We start from the raw sequence: 20,804 nt of genomic DNA on the forward strand, positions 1-20,804 counted from the left end.
GCTTCGCTCGCCCGAACAGGGCGACCTCCTTGGGGTTGATTGCGCCAGGGTTCGCTCATCGACTAACCTAGAAAAAAGAATCCAGGAGCAAAACATGAAAACGCCGGCCCAACTTACCGAAATTCTCGAAGCCTTGGTTGACTCCGGGAAGGCCAAGATCAACACCGTCATGACCTCATTGTCGGACATCAATCACCAGCTCGTCTTTCCCGGCGTGAACACGGTGTACGTGGCTCCCAAGTTCGAAGTACCATTGGCTGGCGCAGAGGCTTCAGCGGCGCTGTTCATCGACCATCTGCTCAAGGACAAAGGCGCCCAAGTCCGCAGGGACTCCATCCTGCAGCAGGCAGAAACCGGCGAATCCGAGCTTTTGTTCCTCAAAGAAGTTCAAAGCACCAGCAAGGCATTTCAAAATGCCCCCGTGGGTGAGTTGGCTCAGTCGGGATCCAACGTCATCGAGGTGTACTACCACACCCGTGACCTGATCGAATTCCACCCCAATCTGTATGTCCAGGCCACCATTTCGCCAAACGATGCCATCATCAAGCAGTTGACTGACAAGGGGCTGTTCGAGCGCGCTGCGGTCGTCATTTTCCCGGAAGGGGCTGAGGCGACCAACCTGGAGGCGGCGTTTGAGTCCACGCAAAACATCGAAGATGCCTGGACAGCGCACAAGCATGTCATTGCGATTACAGAACGTCCGCGCTCCTCAATGGTGGGGGATGTCATGGTCAAGGATGGTAAACCCTTCGTGGTGGCGATGATGGGCTTCAAGCCATTGGAAAGCTTCGACCCCTTCCCAGAGCCAGAGGTCAAGAAAGCGGCGGTGCGCGCCATGGACAGTGACGGCCTGCTTTACTGATCGTCCTCACCAATCGACCCCTGCACAGGGGGTCGATCTGCCTCCCTGCAGCCCCGCCTGCAAATGCCCCCCACACACTCCATGACGATGAGAGCCTCAGGCTCAGCTCAGGCGTCCCCAAACGCGGCACGCTTCGGTTTTAATGAAAATTGCCTCGATCCACTCGTGTATGATTCAATTGCTTTTTAAATAATAAAAAGAATTGATTATGATCCCTCGCTTGCACAATTGGCTCACCCGTCGAAAAATGGAAACTGACTTCCCGCCCACGCAGTGGCACAGGGTGGGTGCCATTGCCAGCAGCCTCACTTTTCTACCCTTTCTGCTCTGCTATGCCGCGCCATTGATCTGGCTGGCACTCGACAATCCCCTGAGATTTGTCGCCGAAAATACTGCTGTGGCATTGGGGGTAGTTGGCATCGGATCCGTGATGATCATCGATATCTGCGTTCCCTCCCACCTGAAGAAGCTTGGATTGAATCTCCTGGCACTGTGTTTCTTGAGCGCGCTCAACCTTGTCTATTCTGAGTTGGAATTGAAGATGGGCGAGCTCCTAGTTTTACTGCATGAACATCGCGTAACGCTCACGTCCATGGCTCTGCTTGCCGTGGCCTTGTGGGGCTTTTTGAGCCTCATGAAACACCCTCTGCAAATCCTCATTGATCGCCTGTTCGGCCTCTGGGCCAAGGAGTGGGAGGCCCAGGGTTACATGAGCAAAGCCACCCGATTCACCTGGTTCGACAAACGCAGCATTTCGATTCATGAAGCGGGTCATGCCGTGGTTATGGCGCTTGATCCTTTCCTGGATGACAGTGCCGAGGTCGTGTTGGCCCAAGGGCCTGACAGAGGCAGTTTCGGGTACTGCCGACACAATGGCTGGCCCCACAATGTCCTGATGCGTGAATACATGCAGATGCGTATGATCGGGATGCTGGCAGGCGTCGAGGCTGAGCGACTGATGCTGGGAGGCTATGGCTCCGGAGGCGCAGCGGATTTTAGAAATTGGCTGGCGCGGGCACCTCAGTTCATGGCCACTGACCCTGACGATGTGTATTTCACATCACCAACAGGATTGGCAGAAATCGAACTCAATCGCCTGACCCTGAACGAGGTGAGGAAAAAACACCAAGACCAGGCCCGGCGAATCCTGAAGGCAAACAAACCAATTCTCGAAGAGATCGCCGCCAAGCTGGTTGAGAAGAACCGCCTCCACGGGGCAGAGTTACGAGAAATTCTAAGCCGAGTCGTTTCGGTCGAGGGCGTACCAGACTTTTCCCGGTATCTCGAATGGCAGAGGGCGCACCAAAAGGCATAGGGCTCGGGGAGCCGCCTTGGTTGCGTCGGCACCTGTCCTTCCGGCATCATGGAATTGATAACTAACCTCTATATTGCCGTTTGTGGACATCCTCGCATGAAGCCTGACTGCTCACCACCCCCTGCCGCGTCGGCTGCCCGCGTTCCAATGCCACCGCACCTGGAACTGCACAGACAATCCCGGTGCATCCTGGATCTGATCGGGAGCGGCCTCAATAGCGGTAACGCTGCCCTGATTCATGACGCTGGCAAGCTGCTGGAGGCCTTCAGCGCCTACGGCAGCCAGCAACGCCTATATGCCCTGATGGCGTCTGAGCTGGTTAAAATCAACGACACGATCCCCTACGGACGTACCCTGGAATCCATTCAAAAAGGACTCACCTCCAGTGAAAGCCTGTGCGCCCTTTTTGAATACGTTGCACCACCCCTCAATGTAATTATCAAGGCTATTGATAGCGCCCCGGATGCGGTGCCAATGGCGTTCGAAGCCTTTATTAGAACCGGGCTGGTCGAAGATCACGCAATCGATGACTTGATTCAAGAGGTCTACCCCTTGCCTGACTCCAAAGCGCTGGCGGTGCTCATGAAGCACAAACTTGATCGCTACTGCAGGGGTGACGAAGAAAATTTCAATGTGCCCAGATTAGTTTCCGACTACCTCTCTGATACCGGCTTGCCCGCAACCCTGCGAGGCGCAGGAGCGATCGGTGAGTTCCTGAGGCAAGAGCTGCCAACACTGGTCGAGTGCGTTGAGCAAGAAGAAGCATTGGCTAGCGGCAATTTAGCTCATCTGTTTTCCCTGAGCAGTTTTGAGATGCTTGCTGCCAGCGGCTTTACGGCAGAAGTTGCAAGAATGGCAGTTTTCTACCTGAACTATGAGATGAGCGAGGGTCGAAGCAGAAGTCGGTTGGCAAAGCTTGTTCCTGCTGACATTGTTGCGGAGCGAACCCTTGACATCCTGAACACCTTGAAGCGCATCAGCACGGGTCATCTGAACTTTTGCCTCGAAAGCCCGCTTATCTCCACGGCGCAGTTTTGCGCGATCCTGAACGTGGGGGATTCGCGCCTGGAGGCCAACGGGATGATGACAGCACTGGGAAGCGCCCTCTCGGTCTATGACGAAATGAATGACGTTTGTCGAGGGCAGCTCCTCGAAAAAAGCAGTTTGATTATACAACGCTTTGTGGAGCTGATTGGGAGCTACTCCCAGGGCATCTCAACTGAGCTTGCTCGTGGATTGAATAGGGTGTACCGCCAATACAGCCATCTCGATGCCACAGGACAGTCCATGCTTGATCAGCAAACCCTCTGGGCGATCAACCATTGCATGCTGACCATGGACAGTAATCCCCAGCTCAAAGAAAAACTGCAACACGAAATCATCACCCTGCCGTATCTGCCCAAAACCGTGTGGTCGTCCGTAGAATGGATGCAAACGCAAAAACTTGAGCTCGACCTTGGCCTCTGATGCCTGCGCCCCACACGTTACAGGTGAGGCAATCCTAACCGTCCATTTGCCCAGTCCACGGATATCGAACCGATGAACTCAGAAAGCCCGGCACCTGCCAATCAATGGCTCCAGATGAGCAGCATGCTTGAACCTTTGGATCAGCTGGGTGTGCTGTCCAACCGCATTCAAGTCTTGTTCGAACGCGGCCTGATAACCAACGATGTGTCGCTGATTCATGACGCCGGCAACATGCTGGCGACATTTACAGCATTCGGAACCCAGCACGGTTTGTTTGCAAAAATGACCGATCACCTGGTCGAAATCAGTAAAACCCTGCCCTTTGAGCGAACGTTGATAAACATCCAGCTGGGTAGCGTGTCCAGCGATGTATTTGAGGCGCTGTTTCATTACGTGTCGCCACGCATGAGTCAGCTCGGGGAGCTGATTGAGCGTGCTCATGACACGGTTCCCGCTGCCTTGCACGCCATGCTTCGTAACGGCCTGGTACGTCAGCGGGAAGTTGATGAGCTGGCAACGCGCCTACACCTCATCCCGGACAACCTGGCGTTCACCATGCTGCTGGAGTACAAGCTAGAGGGTCTTCGCTCAGGCACTTCGGACTATTTCAATGTACCCTACCTGGTTTCCGATTATTTTTCGGAGGTGGGCCTTCCCGCGAATTTACGCGATGCAGGTGCATTGGGGCAATTTCTGATCCGCGAGCTTCCCGCCCTGACGGCTCAAGCCGTGGGCGCCGAAACAGCCAGGAACTCAGGCCAGGCCAATCTTTTCTCGATTGACGCACTGGAGCTGTTTGCGAACAGCGGGTTCAAGCAAGAAGCATCCGCCATGGCCGCCTTTTACCTAGGATTCAACCCAAACGACGATCGCCATATGAGTCGCCTGGCACAACTGGGTCATGGCGAAGTCATGCTGCAAAAGCTAGTGGCTGCGGTCGGTACTCAACAGCCGATAACCACAGCGCAGGTCAATTTCGCCCTTGAAAGCCCGCTTGTTTCCAACGCCCAATTTTGCGCGCTGCTGTGCATCGACAGCTCTCGCCTGGCCCCCGGCGCAATTATGGAAGGACTCGGCCATGCCTTTTCGGTGTATGAGGAAATGGAAGAGACACAACAACAGCAGCTGATTGACAAAGTGGGGTTTGCGTTCGACCGGTTCATCGAGCTTCTGGATCCAATGCCACCACGGTGGCGAAACGAACTGGTCGAGGGCTTGATAAATGTCTTTTACAATTACGAAAGCCTTGATCCCGCAGCAAAGGCAATTGTCCAGGAAAGATCCATTTTGACGATGAGTCACTGCCTCAAACGCCTGGACAACAATCCCAATGAGCAAGTTGCCCTGCAACGTAAGATACTGGATATAGAGCACCTACCCAGAACGCTCTGGGAGGCCGTGGATTGGATGCACACCCACAGCCTAGAGGCTGACCTCGGCTTGTAACAATACACCTTTCCTCTGAACGCCAGGGCAACAAAACCCTCACTGTTTAGGCTTGGCCAGCCACAGCGGATATTCCGTCAGGACACTGCCAAAAAACTCGCTGTCAATGATCTGTTCTAGATCCCTGACCTTGAAAAAACCGGCCTTACCGATGGACGATTCGGCAGCACATCGAGCTTTTCCAGGAAGGCAAAGGTTTCTTGCGCTGTACGTAACCATCAATGGAGGCTTCGGTAAGAGGCTTCAACTTCACAGCAGTGCCGGCAGGCAGACTCGTGGTGATGAGCAAATACGAAGCAGTATCCAGGGACATGGGGCTTCTGGGGGAGCTTGCCAACAAGCTGTCCGAGGAGATCAAAAGCCTGATGGCCAAACCGATTTCCCAGCAGGAGAAGGACGCGCTTGAAAGGTACCTCCCCCTTCTGCATAACGGCTTGACTGTCATAGGGGCACTGAATAAAGGGCTGCGCCCCAAAAACATGGACATCGATAAATTCACATTCAGCTACGCTGAGGCGCTCAAAAATGTATCCGAGGTCGTTCGCTCGCATCCCAGTTTTAACCCATTCCCCTGATATCAAGCCATTCTGAACTCAGGTCATAACACTGGGAATAGGTTGTGAGCATCCGCCTTGCGGGGTGGATTCATGCTTGGCACGCTCCATAGGCCTAACGATGAGAGGTGGATTCGTTGATTCTTTCTGTCCTAGCTCCACTGCTATACGCTTTAGTGGTAAATTGCTTGCTTCCAGCCCCCATGGGTTAAGTTGGTAGATTGGGGGCATCGTTTTTGGAGTTTTTTATGACGACCGTAAACCGTCTTGAAGGGCTGAAGATTGTCAGCTCCAACAAGACAAAAATCGCCGAGTACCGCAGGCTCAGCGGCAACACCATTGAAGTTCAGCCTGGCAGTGATTTACCTGAGATCCTTGGTTCCCCGGATCAGATCGCGCTCTACAAGGCGCTTGAAGCAGGCGAAGGCCTGATCGTAGAGGATTCCATCCTGGTGGTGGATGGCGAGCCGCTGATCGACATCAAGTGGCGCTTGGAAGAACTGACGCAGCGTGCTCAAAATGATCCCTGCAAGGTGGTCTGGGAGGTCAGGCTGGCGTATTTGCAGGATGGCCTGGTCAAGGTATTCCTGGGCTCACTGGAAGGTCGTCTACGGCCCTGGGATGTCGCCGGCAGTGGCTATGACCCCATCTTCAACGTGCTCGGGGTAGGCCAAAGCCTGGCCAGACTGGAAATCAGGGGGCTCAAGGATCAGTACTCCGCCCGAGCTCGCGCATTCAAAGCTTTGCTGGCAGACCAATACCACCTTTCTATCAACCAGAGCGCACTGCCCGCCTGGACAGGCGCCTACCAGAACGAGTAAGACCATGGACAACGAAATCAGCTATCCACCGACCTACTACTTGATCCACCTTGTTGACGAAGAGGCCATCAAGGTGCTGAAGCTCTACGACTCTCAATCCCATGGGCGTCATGACTACGTGATGGCCTCCAGAAAACAGTGGCAAAACGCGAGCGAGGCCACAGCCTATGGCCTGAAGCTGGCTCAACAGCACGGACTGACGTTCAAGCATGACCGAAGCGTGGACGACGAATCCTACCGGGAGTCGATGCTGCTGGACTGACAGTCCTCAATTTTGCCTTTATCCACGTCACACCCCCTTGCAGTGTTATGCTGCAAGCGATGTGGAATTTCCTCGCCGAGCCTGCTTAAAATGAAGCAGCAGACCTTCAGCTGATCCCGAGGACAATCCGATGGACAAAGAGCACCTTCCCCGCACCAGCAGAGTGCAATGCGCTGATGGGGTGGTCATGAATGTAACCGTTTCCGAAGGACGCTCCCAGGTGGCAGATTCTCCGATCATGGTCATTTCCATAAAGGCGGATGACCTTGAGCTGGAGACCTGGATTGCAGAGTACAGCTACTCCAATGCAGCAATAGCAAAAATCCTCTACGCCGCCAAGCATTCACCTGAGTTTCGCGAGTCGCTTAAGGTCAAGGACATTGCTTATCCGGAATCCGATGCGCTGCAGGTACTGCTTGAGCAATTGGACAAGCCCTGCTTCATCGAAACCAGCGGCAACGTTGATCAGGCGCCCGTGCATGAGGAGCGCTGCACCATCCTCAACTTCCCCGATGGCATACCCATCAATCTGGAAAAAGCTGCCAGGAAGGCCGACTGGTTGTCGGTGCGCCATGGGGGTGGTCAGCATCGCCTCAGGGTCTATGCAGAGTATGGCAACGCTCATACCTACAACCGACGCTTGATCGATTTCCTGGGATCCTACCTGTCCGGCACCCTGGCGAAGGCCCACTACCCTTATCTAGGATGCGGAATAGCCTCAACCATCATCAAGACGCCTGCCATCAAGCGTGTGCCTGTAGCCATTTCGCCAGCGGAATTGGAAAAGCAGATTTCCTACATCAAGCACATGCCCCTCGCAAACGCCGAGGATGCGCTGCACCGGCTCAAGGCAGGTCGGGACGCCTGGTCAACGATGAAGGAGCCTGAGCTACGATCTAAGGTGACTGATCCTGAGAGTTTGAAACTGATCCAGGGCGCATTCAAAGACATTAGAGACCGTCAATCCGCCTACCGCTGGCACTTAAGAGGCCTTCCGGCAGCCTATGCCATTCACAAGATTCATCTGGACGCCCAGCGGGGGCTGGAGTATGCCAGGGCGTCACGTTAGCAGTGACAGCCCCTGAGGGGCTGAGTGCCTGCTGGGTAGCGCAGCAGTAGGTCAGTCAGGGAGAGATTGCTGCGAGATGCCCGCGAATTTGAGCCTGGCTAAAGTCCGCATGCGGGCCTTCTGCCCGCACTCCCGATCGCGTATAGCCGAAAATCCGAGTTTAGATGAGTGAGCAAGGCTTTCGGTTCAGCGCCCAGCTCACCAAGGCAACGAGTCCTCCGATCAGGACAGCCTGGGGCGGGGTTCCGCCGATCAAGCTGATGCCTACCAGTGCAACGAAACCGCTGAGTATTGCTGTACATTCATTACGCAACTGATGATGCAAGGCCAACAACTCGGCCTCATCCAGGGCAGTGAGCGGCGCCTGAAACCGTTGATTCATCAGGTGCCGATAGCGGACAGGGCGGCTATTCCAGCGGGGCTGGCTAGGTACGTCATTGTAATTCTTGTTCACAATGCGAGTCTCTCAGATGGGCTAGTCCTTGGAGAAGCATACCTCGAACAATCAATATATGCAAAAAGGTAATTCGCTCACCAAGGCGATCCGCTCCTGCGGTATTATGGCCTAAAAAATAACTGAGGATTTTACTATGAGCACAGGCAAGACAGACACGCTGCAGCGGATCGCCGATTTTCTGTATGGCGCTGGTACTAGGAGCATGACAGGGTGTTCGCCCGAGCGTGTCGAAGACATGCTGGCGTTGGCCAACAGCGCTTTCCACACAAGTCGGTGTGCGTGGTAACGGATTGGATCTACGCCGAGCTTGAGGTTTCTGAAGAAGACCGCGCCGTGTGTTTGGCCACAGGCATTGAGCCGGTGATGATCTATTCGAGCAGTGTGGTCAGCGATCCGCGACGCCCATATTTTGTCGGTGGCTGGGTGCGTAGCACACCCATGGTCAGCTTTACTGAAGGCTGCCTGTTTGAGAGCTGTAACACCATATACTTGCTGCAAGGGCCTGGTACCGCTAAATCGGTAGGCGCCGACGTCATCATGTCTCTTCAATGACCAGTTTCGAATATGCAACTGACGCGGCTTGAGACATCAGGCTTCGAAAACAGAGTTCAGGGCGCTCACAGGTCAAACCACCCGGCGTCCCTCTCCCCGTCAATCAGGACGACCAGGCTTGCCGGCACCGCTTCGGTGTAGTCACCCGTGGTACTCGTATATGCCTAAGGAACACTCAGAATGACTGCTACAAACCACTCCCTTGCGGAGCGCATCGATGAAGCATTAGGTACGCATTATTTTTCGCCGCAGCTATGTGACATCCTCACCCGTGAGTACGATGCCGCCATCGACCATATCGTCGAGGCTGACAAGCCTGAAGAACTGGCTATCGCATTCCTTGGAAGTCCCAGTCCGATTGTTGCTAAAGCCATGGTGGAGGTGCTGAAAAGGATGCCCGAATCTCCTTCTATCGCGCTGTTGAACAAGGCCGTTTATGCTGCGTTTCATGCCTACTTCCCCGAGTCCCCCTATGCGTTTGAGCGCCGGTTTGGGGGGCAGTTACATCATGACGTGCGATCGTTCCTGGAGCAGAATATCGACAAGCAGACACTCGGTTTTTTCACTGCTACATTGTATGGCAATCTGTTCAGACTTGCCCCTGATAGCCGCACATGGATTGCAGAAAATTTCCTCTCATTTTCTCCTCTAGACCCGAACGCCTGTGCTCAAGGTTTGTCCAGCATTGAAGCCATGAGCAGCACACTCAATGCCGTAGGGCTGAATAACCTGGTCATCAGGGAGCGTTCTCGCGAGGTGCTCGACGTCCAGATTGCCAACGCAGTGGTCAATCCGCAGTTCGTCTACCTGCTGGTTGGCCAGCCTGAGTTCGACACGTTGTATCTGGCCAAGCTAGCCCGCTATCTGCGGGAGGAAGACCCGTACTCGCCGCTGGCCCTGCAGGATAATGAAGAGACCTTGAGGAAGCTGGCGAGGGTCTTTGTCTCGAATGCCCCCTTACAGAAAGTTGATGAAATTCGCGCCACCTTGACGGCACTTTGCGGTGACGAATTCACCGTCAGGCCAGATCGGGATGGCGCGAATCTGCTCATGGACTTCGCTACCGCCAGCCCCATGGCCAGCAAGGCTGTGCTAGCTCTACTGTACCGCCGCAAGATCCTGACGCCTGCAGAGATTGGCCCGCACCTCCTTACACTTAAAGACCTGAGTTTTGCATCCAGGCTGAGCCGCTTGCCGGTGCATGAGCTGCTCACTCATGCCCCGGAGTCACTTCAGGCGCTACACCTGGAACATGAGATCGGCCTCTAGCAGAAGCGCCAGGCTAAGCGACATCCTGGCCCGTGTCGATCAGCAACATGGCTTGGGCGCTCCGCGCTTTGCTGTCGCAGGGTGCCGCGCAGACAGGCGCAAATCATCATTCCGAAAGCATGTTCCCTGTGCTGGCGCCTGCATTCAACAATTTTCACTAAAGTCGAACGCCCCTTGGCCGATAACCTGTGATTTTGCCAATTTTAGCATTACCGGTCATGGCATCCTCTGAGATAGCTGCAGAGGCTTTCAAAGACATTTTCTTGACGCAACACCAGACCAGCGGTCACCACCGCCACAATCGCCAGAGCAACTAAGGGAAAGTGCCTGGAAGGTCGGCGCGAGCAGTTGGCTCAGTGACCTTCACCGGGCTTAGATGAACGAGATAGCACGAATCGAGGTAGATTAACAGGTGTAAAAAGCGTATACCCAGTTCGCTTACTCATTCTTTCTTCGAACCAATGTAGATTCCATACCTGGCGGCAAGAAGCTCATTAGTTACAATCTTATACTTTTCGAAAAAATTGAAGCCTTTCCCGGAGCCGTCGATAATTTGCGCACCTATCTTCGCCCCTAATGCGGTGAAATCGGTATGAACGGAACTAATTGAGCCTCGATTTGTGTACAGATAGTTATAGCCACCGATCATTATCTTATTTTGCCGCATCCCCAGCACGAGGTAAGTTTTAAAATCCTGGAGAGACCAAATTTGCTTATTTCCAGTAATTAAAACTGCATCGACACTTTGGTACAAATCACGCATCACTTGGGCCACCACCTGATTGTCCTGAATCTCAATCATCTTGATCTCCATCCTATGGGGAGTGGCCATAATCTTTTTTATTTCAGGAAGCTCGATATCATTTTTATTGTAAAGAATGCCAAGTGTTCGAATGCTCGGCATATTCAAATCAGCATGTTTGACTTGTAGCGCGACTGGTTGATCCATGTAGTACCCCCAAGTGTCAGGGCTGTACATGTTTTTCATGAGGCTGACCATGTACCGTGACGATATGACAACCAATTTCTTATTCGGACACTGGCTTGCAATCTTGCTCCCAGCGTCTGATCCCCACACAACCAACTCCGAATCGCGGACGCACAACGACTTGTCCAGGACTGAAGTCACATTCACTTCAAGACCAGGATTTGACGCCAAACCATCCCGGATTAGCGCTATTTCCGGGGCGTCTGACAAAAACGCAAGCGTTACTTGCTTTCTCTCATCCACACCCTGCACTGGAGAACCGTATACCAGTACGGAGAAAAGACAAAATAAAAAGAAAGTACTATAACGACATATGCATGCCATACATACTCTCTCAATAATCAGAAGCTCACGGAAGCTTCCATCCAATACGCTTTCGGAGAGTAGGCTTCAGGCCGGAAATTCGACTGTCCGCCAAGCAAGTTGCTCCCTGAAAGTTTAGTGCACACCTTTGTCGCCCCAATAGAGCCAAAACATTTTTCAACAAACATGTCCAGATTGTGTTGAGTATCCAGCATCCAGCCATTTGACCAGGCAAAGCCCTGCACCCTGTTGTACATGCCGCCTACTCTCCAGTCATTGGCGAATGAATACTGCCCCATCAGCGTAAAGACCGTGGTCGGGCTCGACTCCCCGATGTTGCTGGTATACGTAGTGGGATCAACGTGGCTGTCCACATCGGTATACGAGCCGCTAGCAGCCAACAGTATCGCTGACGTTGGTCGCCAGTCAATGCTTGCCTCAACCCCTCGAACAGTGCTGGAGTCCTTCAGGTTTTGAGCGGTCGCCACGGTTTTCCCGGTTTGACTGAAAATCCCTGGGTTGGGGGCAACCACATAGCCAATCATGTTATCGTACTTGTTGACATAGTAACGAATTTCTGAATTCACTGTCTTGTCAAGACTTGAGTACATCCAGGCCAATTCGTACGTCCGCATTTTTTCTGGTTCAAGATCAACCGTGTTATAAACGTCATATACTGGAACCATCCCCTGATCAAACAAGTATGCCTTACGTGCAGATTCCTGCTCGTACAGCAAAGGCAGACGAGTGCCTTTTGAAAAACCCACTCTGAACGTATTGTTAATGTCCAAATCATGCACCAACGAAACAGATAGCGAAGAAGTCCTACTGTCAAATTCGCTTGATGCCTCACCCTCAAACCCTGTATTCAGGGTGGTTTTATCTGTCAGTTTCCAGGTCTGACTGGTAAAGACTGTGTTGTAATCCAAGTTGTAGCTGTCGTCTTTAAAAAGCGTGTCGCTATTGGCCTGATCATGCGAATATTTATAGCCGCCTGACAGTTCAACAAAGTCGAAGTTTTTCGTCAGGGTGAATTCACCAGCGGTCGAAGTCAAATCATAACCGATGTTCCAAAAAAGCCGGCCAATGGCTGGGCTGACTGGAGCGGTCAAATAATCTGACTTGCGATGCAGGTAGGTGTGGGAAAAATTACTGGTAAAATACGTGCTGTTATCAATCATGTGAGTCCAGGAGGTGCTCACAAACCACGTGGAGTCTGAAGCCCCATGGTCATCACTGTTCAGGTTGGATGACGTCCACACATCAATGTCCGATTGGGCCGCGCCAAACGTTGCGGAAATCTGGTCTTCTTCGGTCGGCTGATAATCCGCCCGACCAAAAATCTGTTGCTTGTGGGTGTCGTCTGCTCGATGAACAAGCCCCTCATCATTCGTGCGACTATAAGAGCCAGAAACGAAGACATCACCAAGCTGTGTGCCATGCTGAATGTAAGTGTCATCAATGCCGTTGGTACCGTTGGCCTGGCTTATTGTTGTACCCTGACGCTCTTCTGCATATGCTGTAAAAATCTTGATTGTCAGCAACATGGAGTTGGAGCCAAACTCGCTATGCGCTGGCCCTCTATACACTTCGATACGTTCTATATCCTTGAGCGGGACAATGTTGAACGATACAAGGGTACCTGTCGTTGGGGTAAAAATTCCGCGCCCGTCGACGATCATATTTATGCGCCGGCCAAATTCTTCGGCCCCACCTTGCGTACCAATCGAGAGCGAGTGTCCGAAGCGGTAACCGACCGTCACCCCTGGGACAATGCGAAGGATGTCCCCGAGCGAACGCGCCCCGCTGGCCTCGATCATCTTCTTGTCAATGACGGTTACCGACGTTGCTGATTTCTTGGGGTTGGCAGGAAGGCTTACGTCGGCCAGGGTGAGGCCTGGGCTGAAGGAGTCGGCATCACCATACGCCACGCCAATTTGTGTAACGCAGGCGAGGAGCACTGCAGCTTTTAAGGTGGTGATAGTAAGGCTCGACATCGTCTTCATTTGCTCCATATCAGGGCGTACGCCCAGTGCGGAGGCTATGAGACTACAACGAAGACCGCATGTCAATAACAGTCATATGCGAAAGCACCTCCAGCCGAGCCAAGCAGGGCAGAATGAGACACAATTTCCCCAAATCATGTTTGCCGATTATTGCAACGCTTATCTTTTGACGTTTACGGCGACAAGTGGAAGATCAAGGTGCCAATATTGTCAATAAAGTGACTCGACCCAGGGATCATTGGCAAGGATCGCCACGGCGATCTCAAGCTTGGCCATGCTTCCGGAGGGGTACTGGTGGCGGTACCGATCAAAGGCCTGCTCCAAAGCAGGTCTTTCCTCAGCCCCCTGCGTGGCCACATAGAATGCCGCATCATCACGCATCGCCACTTTCATGGACGATCGATGAGAGCTTGATCCCGACGCATCAGTGCTCCCAATAAACCCGATCATCGTGATGCCCGTGGGGATGCTCGACATCAAGCTGGGCAGCATCGCCGCTGCCGCGTCGACCTCCGCATGGCAATGGGCGGTGAACCAGAGGCTGAGCACGGCAAACCCTTTGCCGCTGATCCGCAGGGTTCTACGCAGCATGCTGGACACCCCCGGCTGGCGCAGTGGCGTTGCAGCGAAAGACGGCCAGGATGTCGTCTGCAGACAATTTTTGAATGAGCCCGTCCTCATCCTGGATGATACCTTCAACGAAACTGCCGTGGGAGGAGGCCTGGCTATCCAGTGGTCGAGTGGCCTTCATCACCTGACTGACCTCAAGTACCGCGAGCGCGATCGGCTCGCGCTCATCCAGCACTACTGCCAGATCAGGCTGAGCGCCACGCGGCTGCCGGAACAGAATGGCCTTGGTATCTATGACTGGGATGTATTGATCGCGCACCCTGGCCAACCCGAGCATGTGCGCGGAAGCCCCTGGCACCTGATTGAGCGCCCCCAGCTTCACAATCTCACGAATCTGCGAGACAGCAAGCGCATACCGTTCCCTTCCACCAAGGCCGAAAATGAGGATGTCTTCTGACATGGGGGCAGCCCCTTAAAAATGTGCAATCAATATATCATTAAAGGGAGCGAATGCAAACCCTGGTGACTTCGGCTACGTAACCCACCGACGAAATTACCCAGCGCCAGGTGACTTTCTCAGTGAGGTATATGGTAAATTGGATTAATAACAAAAAGGAGATCCGCCTCATGAGCACCACCCCGTCGTTCATTGATCAAATTCTCGCGAATGCCCGTCCCGTATCAGAAGCAATGGCACAGCAATCCCGCCCTTACATTCCTGCTGATGTGGATCTGGGCACCCCGGCCCGCAGCAATCCTGGCGGCGTTTTGAGAGGTGCGACCATGAAGTTGCCCGAGGTCGGCAAGCCTGCACCAACCGCAGCGGATGTTCTGCTCTCAACCCCCATGCAAGCCCCTGCAGTGCGGCCAGCGCCGACGCCGCTCGGTCATATCCCGGATGATTACGATCTCATGGCGGATCTGCCCGTCGCGGCGCCTGGCCCCTTGGAAGCCCTGCAAGGACGCACCATGTCTGTCCCTGTGATAGTGAGGCCAGAAAGTCTGGCCGAGCGTGTACTGCGCACGCCGATGAACTTGCCTGCCATTGGCTTTGGTGATGCGGTCAAGCGCACGCTGGCGCCTGCGGAGCCCCTCCATGACCGTGAATTGTCCAGGTAAGAAAAACCCCGCCGAGGCGGGGTTTTTTGTGAAGTCCAAGGCTCAATTACCTTCACTCGGCTCTTCGCCCGCTGAGTCAGCAGCGTCAGGCGAAGGAGCGCCACCTGGTCGATAGGCCCACAAGCCAACATCCAGCCAGCCACGCGTCGGCATGGTGAGCATGGGCAGCAGGATCTTTTGAATGGAGCTTGGGTACGGCTCCGACATCCGCGAGATGTCGGTCAGCATGGTTGCCCACAGCGGACAATAGTTGCCTTGTGCGCGAGCTTCGGCAACCTTGCGTACGCTGTCCTGATCCAGCGAGCCAAGCCATTCACCTGCGAATTTTGAAAAGACTTTTTGTACGTCCACATCATTGATCACCAGCGGGGGGACGCCGGAAAGAATGGTCTTGACCGCCTTGGTCTCATCCGCAATGGCCTGGGTGACCAGGTCTTCGTCCACATCGGTCAGCCAGGGGGCATCGATCACCAGCAAGGTGGAGTAGTCCTGCGGCAAGTACCGGCACATGGACGGGTCGTGCTTGCCATAGTACGTCGCCACTTGCGCAATCAGCTTGGCCCGGTTGATCAGGGCTTCGTTGTCCATCACCCCAGGGGCTTGCCGCAGCAACGATTGCAGACTACCCATGGCCGCCCTGCTGGCGCGCTCGGGATTTGAATCCCCCTCATTGAGCTTGTCCCGGTAGATGGCCATCTTCAACAGCGCCTTGTAGATGTCCTGTTCCGCCAACAAATTTTTACTGGCCTGCTCTACCGTGTCGGCTAACTCGGTTTCGACCGGGGCCATGGCGTCATGAATCGCGCTCTGGGTGTTCTCGATCAACTTGAACAGTGCTTCGGCGTAGGGCCCCTTCTCGTCCTGGGTATCAGCGTCATTGCCCTCCTGCCCCTTGGCTGGCTCCTTTTGAACCGCACCAGCATCCGCAACGGCAGGCTGATCCGCGAATGCGTGGCCCATCGCAAGGGTGCCGGCGAGCATCAGAGTCGCGCCCAGGGTTCGGTGCAGGTGCATAAGGAGTCTCCAAGGGTGAAGGAGTGTTGATGAGGGATTCTTCACCCAGCACCAATATACGCATAAATCGCTCGATGTCAATCCAACCCCCACGCCGTTGGTTGCAGCCCCCCTATCGGAAACAGGGATTGGCGCACAGGTTTGTGGACAAACAGGACAGAAAATCGTTTTCAGGACGACCATGCCAACGTTATGCTCAAGCTATAGACCTTTGCCGTGCGCCAACACCTCCTGACCGGGACTGATCGTCTTCTCGGGCTGTGCCCCACCTGGCAAGCACTCACCATGAGACCGATCCAATGACCAACGAAGAAGCGGAAGACTACACCCAAACAAGCGCCAGGTTGTCGGCTCGCATCAGCGAGCACTTCAGCGCCTTTGGCTGCACCAATCTGGCCCTGATTGATGCGATGCTTGCGACTGATCAAGAGTCCGTCGAGCTCTTTTTTAACAAGGAATCCTGGGGCTACTACCCCAAGACCCGGCACCTGCCGTTCATGATCGCGGTACTGCATGATTTCTCTGCGCGATCGCTGGCCGAGATCGCCAACACGTTTGATATCGACCCGGTCGAGTACATCTCAGACATCGATTATAACGACGAAAAAATACCGTCCGTTTCAGGGCAAAGAGTCGATGGCCGCGTGCTGGCCTCCAAAATGGTTGAAGCGTTCGAAATCCTCGATCCTCAGATGGCGAAAAGGAGTTTCACCGATAATTTCGACCACAGTGGCATCGCATTGGCCTATATTGCGGCAGGCAGCAGCACCGGAGTTGCCAATGCCCTGATGGAGACCGAATTCAAGCGGGCTAAAACAGGTGATTTCAACTGGAACCTCCCACTGCAATCCCAGATTGCTGAACTGGCAATCTTCGTTGACCACCCGGAGCATTTACCCAATCGCTCAATTGCAGAGTTCCTGGAGAAGGCCGGCGCCTGGAACCCTCACGTTCTAAAAAAGACCCTGTATCAGAACTCATGCTGGGAGTCGATATTGGCATCACGAACCAAAAAAACATACCGATTCCAGCGCAAAATGCTGGACGACTTGGTCACACCACTCAACCTTTCGCTGAACAGCGAAAAGGTCAGGATGATGCTTTCGAATATCACCATGGACACGACCGAACAGGAACACGACTATCATGTGATGGTCGAAGATGTCCTGAAGTGGATCAGAGGCACTCCGATGCGCGAATACGCCAGCAAAGTGACATTTGGGCTGAGCCTGACCCGCAACTACCTGCGTTTCTCGGATCAGCCAGTCAAACCCCAGGATCTGTTTTGCGGCGATCCTGCAACCGGGCCACATTGCCTGGAGCTGCAGGCGCTGTTCGTCAGCAAGGGGCGCCGATTACTCCAGTCCGTCATTGATGAGACGTTGGAGATGCCGGATGACCACATCGGGTTCCATCACCTGAGCGTACCCTACATTTTGCGCAAGCTGGATCTGCCTCGGCAGCTGGTGAAGAAAGGATCATTCGAGGCCTATCTCACAAAGCTCGCCAGGGTGGGCGAAGCGTTCCAGATGGAGGGGGAAGTGCCAGAATACAAGTCCATGATGGACAGCATGGTTGATGAGGGGATGCGCCACTGGATCAGGGAGGTTTCGCAAACCATGCCGCTGGACGCCACGAAGCTTGATTTGCGCAGCGACACCATTGCTGACCATCTGGTGCGCTGGGGGCTGGACATCAGCTTGATCCCGGAACCCACTGAAAAGTCCTTGAGCGCATCCCTGGAACGTGACATGGGCCTCTGATGGGCAGGATGCCCCATCACTTGCCTTTGACCTGGCCACTAAACCTGCGAGCTATCGAGATTACACATGATCATTTACCCCAAAATTCACAAGCTGCTCCGCGACAAGGGCCTGGGTGCCTTGCCACTACTTTGTGAAACCGAATTCACCGATGAATTCTACCCTGTCAACCTGGACAGCGAAGACAATGGCTATCAACTGGTTGACCGCATCATGCCGCTTTTCGCTGCGGCCCACCTGGGGTACGCGCCGCACGCCATTGGGGCGATGATGACCGCCTTGAAATTGAACCTGATGGATGTCGACCGGGGATTTGATCAAGGCAATCTGTGGGCTATTGGCCGCCAGCAGGGGAAGTACAAGACCCCCGACCCGGATGTTGTCGACTCCAGCCTTTTCGACGGCATCGTCTTTTTGCAGCAGATCGCCCTGGCTTACAACGTCGCCAGCCCCGACCCCGACGCGGCCCTGGCGGCAACCAAGACCTGGCTGTGCCGCACCAGCACGCGCATGCTTGCCGCGATGTCGCTGGGGATTCCTGAACTGTCGGCAAAAGCATTGATGGATGAGCAGGCAGAGCAAGTCGCCGCTGGGCTCGACCTTGAACTGATCGACACAGCTGCCATTGATGTGGCCGAGGTGTGCTTGAACACCACCCACCCCGTCCTCTGCCCAACCGCTCACTAACCGATTTCTTTGAGCTCACCGGGGCTTTCAGTGACCATGTCCTGCGCAAACGGATGGGCTCAGGCTTTTTCTGGGAGCAGCTGATTGCACAGAGCACTGACGATGAAATGAAGACCCTCATGCTCGATCATGTGCTTTCAGTTCATTTGGGCCACTCACCAGCCCAGGTCAAACAGATGCTGCTAGCCCTTGAGTGCAGCACCCTTGACGATCTGGATGGCATCAACGGCCTCCAGGTTTATGAGCATCTCTTCTGCCAGCTGCAGCACACCACGTTGAGCCCCCTGCTGTCGGAAGAGGCATTTGTCATCGAGCTCCTCTCCACAGACATGATTGAGGCAGGCCAGTCATTGCTGGCGAACAACCACATGACCTTTGCCACATCCCTGCCGGAGGCTGAGGCCATCTTGAGGAAAATGTTCGAAGACCCCGGCACCCTGTACCAAAGAATCATGCTCTCCCAGATGCACGACTCATCCATTGCAGCGCCTCTCGGTCATTTTATGTTGTGGGGCAAACTCAAAGACGCCCAGCTGGGTCGTCAGGTCATTGACCCCGACGTGGCCACGCGCTACATCACACACATGGCGTCCCAGCTCCAAACCCTGCGTTATCCAGGGTACCAACAGACCCCGGAACTTGAGCTTTGTTACGACGCCATTGGCCAATCCATGCGTCAGCTGGGCAAGCGACTTGCACACCTGGTGGATTACACCGCACTCAAGGAGTTGCCTGAGCAGCAGCGCGAAGACCTGATCCTGTGGGACTTTAACATCAAGGAGCTGGGGTTGGTCGAGGGCCGGGTGGCGACCAAACGATTGGAAATGGATCTGGGGCTCTAACCATGAACAGACCTGAAGCGATCCAGCGGGTGCTGGCAACTACACGCACGGATGAGCTGTACCGCATCCGAAGGCTCGGGTTGTCAGACGCCCCCATGGCGATAAAGATCGGCGAGCGGTATATCCAATACCCCGAACACCTGGCGCCCTTCCTCAACGCCATGCACCTGGGTTTTGAAACCAGTGAAATGGCGGTGATGGTCAAGGAGCTGGGTTTCGAGCTAGCGTGGCTTGATCCGACGTTGGAGGAGCTGCCATGGCTACAGGGGGTATCGGGTACAGCCAATGCATCCTTCGACCACCTCAATTTCCTGCAAAAAATGGTGTCGGCATTTTATCTGGCCCACGGGGAGTGTGAGGCTGCTGCCAGGGAGATCAGCCTGTGGATGGGGCAATCGCCGGTGTTTATGGCGGCGGGGCTGGTCATTGACTCACCCCATACCGGGGCAACCGAAGCGCTCAACCAACTTTCATTTGGCCCGACCGGCCTACCCCCCTGCTTGTCCAGCATCAAAACAATGCAGATGATGAGCGGGACGACTGAAACCCTGGTGGACATGTCCCACCTGCCCAACAGATCCATTGAAACCTTCATTGAGCGCAGCGGCGGCTTGAGCAGCGACATGATTCGAGGAAGGTTCGGGCACAACCACTTCTGGCAGACCCTGCTGCTGTGTACAAACCTCGACCCAGGCACCGCAGCCAGAAAACTGTTCTTTGCGAATAAGGCGCCGTGGGAGCCTGATCATCGCCCTGCCATTTTGCTGGCACTGGATTCCTACGTCATGTCGGAATCGCTCTCACTCTACAACACCAATTTCCTGTATGAGGCAATGCTTGAAGAAGGCTTGTTGTCAGGCCTCGGCGACACATTGAGTGAGCCAGCCTTTGCTGCCATGGTTCTCGGCAGCCTTACGAACGGAAGTTCTATTCGCTTCAGCATCGAGGACAGCGTGCGGGTTGAACGCGTATACAGCAGGCACCCGCACCTTCACAGGCTGTTTCATGCACTCACCAGTGATCCGGCTTCCATCTATGAGCGGGTGATGCATTCGCAAATGCGCGCCGCGCCTGACAACCTTCCATTGAGTCAGTTTCTGGTATGGGGCCTTCTGGGCAAAATGGACAAGGTAGAACAGGTGGTGAGCCCAGCCCTTGCCAGGCAGTATTGCACGTACGTCCTGCAGCAGTTCCAAACCTTAAAGATCGCCCCTCAGGGGGTGATCGCGGAGCTTGATCCGCTCTACGAGGAAATCAACGCCTCGATGCGGGCACTGATGCCGCTGCTGGAACCCTTTCTCGACTATCAGGCCCTCGCCAGGCTGGGTGAACACCATCGCGAGGATTTGGTGCTCTGGGGGTTGGACGTGCACAAACTGAAGGTGGATCGCGAGGCGATTATGACCAAACGACTGGAAATGGATCTGGGGATGTAAGC

At 54.4% G+C, this 20,804-nt stretch carries 21 protein-coding genes; 15 read left to right on the forward strand and 6 right to left on the reverse strand.

What is annotated here, in order from left to right; genetic code table 11:
* Window positions 1-94 precede the first annotated feature (94 nt).
* From DV532_RS28710 to DV532_RS28745, 8 genes are all read left to right on the forward strand, one after another.
* Window positions 95-862 carry a hypothetical protein gene (locus DV532_RS28710; RefSeq protein WP_056798303.1) on the forward strand — a complete coding sequence of 256 codons (768 nt, stop codon included), beginning with the start codon at window positions 95-97 and terminating at the stop codon, window positions 860-862.
* A 208-nt stretch (window positions 863-1,070) separates the two neighbouring features.
* Window positions 1,071-2,177 carry a hypothetical protein gene (locus tag DV532_RS28715; protein WP_056798301.1) on the forward strand — a complete coding sequence of 369 codons (1,107 nt, stop codon included), beginning with the start codon at window positions 1,071-1,073 and terminating at the stop codon, window positions 2,175-2,177.
* Window positions 2,178-2,273: 96 nt separating this feature from the next.
* A complete protein-coding gene (locus DV532_RS28720; protein WP_056798297.1) occupies window positions 2,274-3,644 on the forward strand; it encodes a hypothetical protein in 1,371 nt (456 codons plus the stop codon).
* A 72-nt stretch (window positions 3,645-3,716) separates the two neighbouring features.
* A complete protein-coding gene (locus DV532_RS28725) occupies window positions 3,717-5,090 on the forward strand; it encodes a hypothetical protein (protein WP_056798294.1) in 1,374 nt (457 codons plus the stop codon).
* 281 nt (window positions 5,091-5,371) lie between these two features.
* A complete protein-coding gene (locus DV532_RS28730; RefSeq protein WP_156675900.1) occupies window positions 5,372-5,665 on the forward strand; it encodes a hypothetical protein in 294 nt (97 codons plus the stop codon).
* 227 nt (window positions 5,666-5,892) lie between these two features.
* On the forward strand, window positions 5,893-6,465 hold the full coding sequence (locus tag DV532_RS28735) for a non-canonical purine NTP pyrophosphatase (RefSeq protein WP_056798288.1): 573 nt from the start codon (window positions 5,893-5,895) through the stop codon (window positions 6,463-6,465).
* A 4-nt stretch (window positions 6,466-6,469) separates the two neighbouring features.
* Window positions 6,470-6,727: a hypothetical protein gene (locus tag DV532_RS28740; protein ID WP_056798283.1), complete on the forward strand. Its 258-nt coding sequence runs from the start codon at window positions 6,470-6,472 to the stop codon at window positions 6,725-6,727.
* Window positions 6,728-6,857: 130 nt separating this feature from the next.
* A complete protein-coding gene (locus DV532_RS28745) occupies window positions 6,858-7,796 on the forward strand; it encodes a hypothetical protein (protein ID WP_056798279.1) in 939 nt (312 codons plus the stop codon).
* Between the two features lie 160 nt (window positions 7,797-7,956).
* Here the strand turns inward: DV532_RS28745 and DV532_RS28750 are convergent, their stop codons facing one another.
* Window positions 7,957-8,250, reverse strand: coding sequence for a hypothetical protein (locus DV532_RS28750; RefSeq protein ID WP_156675899.1), 294 nt, complete (start codon window positions 8,248-8,250; stop codon window positions 7,957-7,959).
* A 213-nt stretch (window positions 8,251-8,463) separates the two neighbouring features.
* Here DV532_RS28750 and DV532_RS31320 point away from each other — a divergent pair, with 213 nt between their 5' ends.
* Both DV532_RS31320 and DV532_RS28755 read left to right on the forward strand, forming a co-directional pair.
* On the forward strand, window positions 8,464-8,805 hold the full coding sequence (locus tag DV532_RS31320) for a hypothetical protein (protein ID WP_372340016.1): 342 nt from the start codon (window positions 8,464-8,466) through the stop codon (window positions 8,803-8,805).
* 180 nt (window positions 8,806-8,985) lie between these two features.
* Entirely contained in the window at window positions 8,986-10,074 is a 1,089-nt protein-coding gene (locus DV532_RS28755; RefSeq protein WP_056798267.1) for a hypothetical protein, read from the forward strand.
* Window positions 10,075-10,516: 442 nt separating this feature from the next.
* Here the strand turns inward: DV532_RS28755 and DV532_RS30580 are convergent, their stop codons facing one another.
* The 4 genes from DV532_RS30580 to DV532_RS28775 form a co-directional block, all read right to left on the reverse strand.
* On the reverse strand, window positions 10,517-11,062 hold the full coding sequence (locus tag DV532_RS30580; protein ID WP_162241122.1) for a hypothetical protein: 546 nt from the start codon (window positions 11,060-11,062) through the stop codon (window positions 10,517-10,519).
* Window positions 11,063-11,403: 341 nt separating this feature from the next.
* The gene (locus DV532_RS28765; RefSeq protein ID WP_056798261.1) at window positions 11,404-13,371 is read right to left on the reverse strand and encodes a TonB-dependent siderophore receptor; all 1,968 of its coding nucleotides are present in this window, start codon (window positions 13,369-13,371) and stop codon (window positions 11,404-11,406) included.
* Window positions 13,372-13,581: 210 nt separating this feature from the next.
* A complete protein-coding gene (locus DV532_RS28770; protein WP_056798258.1) occupies window positions 13,582-13,962 on the reverse strand; it encodes a DUF2388 domain-containing protein in 381 nt (126 codons plus the stop codon).
* Window positions 13,952-14,401 (reverse strand): chemotaxis protein CheW, encoded by a 450-nt coding sequence (locus DV532_RS28775; protein ID WP_056798255.1) that lies wholly within the window; start codon window positions 14,399-14,401, stop codon window positions 13,952-13,954. The genes DV532_RS28770 and DV532_RS28775 overlap by 11 nt, the downstream gene beginning before the upstream one ends.
* Before the next feature lie 167 nt (window positions 14,402-14,568).
* Here DV532_RS28775 and DV532_RS28780 point away from each other — a divergent pair, with 167 nt between their 5' ends.
* Window positions 14,569-15,060: a hypothetical protein gene (locus DV532_RS28780; RefSeq protein WP_056798252.1), complete on the forward strand. Its 492-nt coding sequence runs from the start codon at window positions 14,569-14,571 to the stop codon at window positions 15,058-15,060.
* Between the two features lie 42 nt (window positions 15,061-15,102).
* On the opposite strand, the gene DV532_RS28785 is transcribed toward DV532_RS28780, so the two are convergent.
* Window positions 15,103-16,074, reverse strand: a complete 972-nt coding sequence (locus tag DV532_RS28785; protein WP_056798248.1) for a hypothetical protein — start codon at window positions 16,072-16,074, stop codon at window positions 15,103-15,105.
* Between the two features lie 299 nt (window positions 16,075-16,373).
* Here DV532_RS28785 and DV532_RS28790 point away from each other — a divergent pair, with 299 nt between their 5' ends.
* From DV532_RS28790 to DV532_RS28805, 4 genes are all read left to right on the forward strand, one after another.
* Window positions 16,374-17,837, forward strand: coding sequence for a hypothetical protein (locus DV532_RS28790; RefSeq protein WP_056798245.1), 1,464 nt, complete (start codon window positions 16,374-16,376; stop codon window positions 17,835-17,837).
* 66 nt (window positions 17,838-17,903) lie between these two features.
* Entirely contained in the window at window positions 17,904-18,524 is a 621-nt protein-coding gene (locus DV532_RS28795; RefSeq protein WP_120715505.1) for a hypothetical protein, read from the forward strand.
* Window positions 18,479-19,366 carry a hypothetical protein gene (locus DV532_RS28800; RefSeq protein WP_162949021.1) on the forward strand — a complete coding sequence of 296 codons (888 nt, stop codon included), beginning with the start codon at window positions 18,479-18,481 and terminating at the stop codon, window positions 19,364-19,366. The genes DV532_RS28795 and DV532_RS28800 overlap by 46 nt, the downstream gene beginning before the upstream one ends.
* A gap of 2 nt (window positions 19,367-19,368) precedes the next feature.
* Window positions 19,369-20,802, forward strand: coding sequence for a hypothetical protein (locus DV532_RS28805; RefSeq protein WP_056798238.1), 1,434 nt, complete (start codon window positions 19,369-19,371; stop codon window positions 20,800-20,802).
* The last annotated feature ends 2 nt before the right edge of the window (window positions 20,803-20,804 follow it).

Origin of the sequence: Pseudomonas sp. Leaf58 (assembly GCF_003627215.1) — a bacterium.
Classification (GTDB): domain Bacteria; phylum Pseudomonadota; class Gammaproteobacteria; order Pseudomonadales; family Pseudomonadaceae; genus Aquipseudomonas.

Excerpts from the sequence above, each read along its gene's own strand:
- DV532_RS28805 (WP_056798238.1), top strand. The coding sequence starts at position 19,369 with ATGAACAGACCTGAAGCGATCCAGCGGGTGCTGGCAACTACACGCACG.
- DV532_RS28725 (WP_056798294.1), top strand. The coding sequence starts at position 3,717 with ATGAACTCAGAAAGCCCGGCACCTGCCAATCAATGGCTCCAGATGAGC.
- DV532_RS28730 (WP_156675900.1), top strand. The coding sequence starts at position 5,372 with ATGAGCAAATACGAAGCAGTATCCAGGGACATGGGGCTTCTGGGGGAG.
- DV532_RS30580 (WP_162241122.1), bottom strand. The coding sequence starts at position 11,062 with ATGAAAAACATGTACAGCCCTGACACTTGGGGGTACTACATGGATCAA.
- DV532_RS28715 (WP_056798301.1), top strand. The coding sequence starts at position 1,071 with ATGATCCCTCGCTTGCACAATTGGCTCACCCGTCGAAAAATGGAAACT.
- DV532_RS28765 (WP_056798261.1), bottom strand. The coding sequence starts at position 13,371 with ATGAAGACGATGTCGAGCCTTACTATCACCACCTTAAAAGCTGCAGTG.
- DV532_RS28740 (WP_056798283.1), top strand. The coding sequence starts at position 6,470 with ATGGACAACGAAATCAGCTATCCACCGACCTACTACTTGATCCACCTT.
- DV532_RS28735 (WP_056798288.1), top strand. The coding sequence starts at position 5,893 with ATGACGACCGTAAACCGTCTTGAAGGGCTGAAGATTGTCAGCTCCAAC.
- DV532_RS28710 (WP_056798303.1), top strand. The coding sequence starts at position 95 with ATGAAAACGCCGGCCCAACTTACCGAAATTCTCGAAGCCTTGGTTGAC.
- DV532_RS28720 (WP_056798297.1), top strand. The coding sequence starts at position 2,274 with ATGAAGCCTGACTGCTCACCACCCCCTGCCGCGTCGGCTGCCCGCGTT.
- DV532_RS28775 (WP_056798255.1), bottom strand. The coding sequence starts at position 14,401 with ATGTCAGAAGACATCCTCATTTTCGGCCTTGGTGGAAGGGAACGGTAT.
- DV532_RS28780 (WP_056798252.1), top strand. The coding sequence starts at position 14,569 with ATGAGCACCACCCCGTCGTTCATTGATCAAATTCTCGCGAATGCCCGT.
- DV532_RS28755 (WP_056798267.1), top strand. The coding sequence starts at position 8,986 with ATGACTGCTACAAACCACTCCCTTGCGGAGCGCATCGATGAAGCATTA.
- DV532_RS28770 (WP_056798258.1), bottom strand. The coding sequence starts at position 13,962 with ATGCTGCGTAGAACCCTGCGGATCAGCGGCAAAGGGTTTGCCGTGCTC.
- DV532_RS28795 (WP_120715505.1), top strand. The coding sequence starts at position 17,904 with ATGATCATTTACCCCAAAATTCACAAGCTGCTCCGCGACAAGGGCCTG.
- DV532_RS28790 (WP_056798245.1), top strand. The coding sequence starts at position 16,374 with ATGACCAACGAAGAAGCGGAAGACTACACCCAAACAAGCGCCAGGTTG.
- DV532_RS28745 (WP_056798279.1), top strand. The coding sequence starts at position 6,858 with ATGGACAAAGAGCACCTTCCCCGCACCAGCAGAGTGCAATGCGCTGAT.
- DV532_RS28785 (WP_056798248.1), bottom strand. The coding sequence starts at position 16,074 with ATGCACCTGCACCGAACCCTGGGCGCGACTCTGATGCTCGCCGGCACC.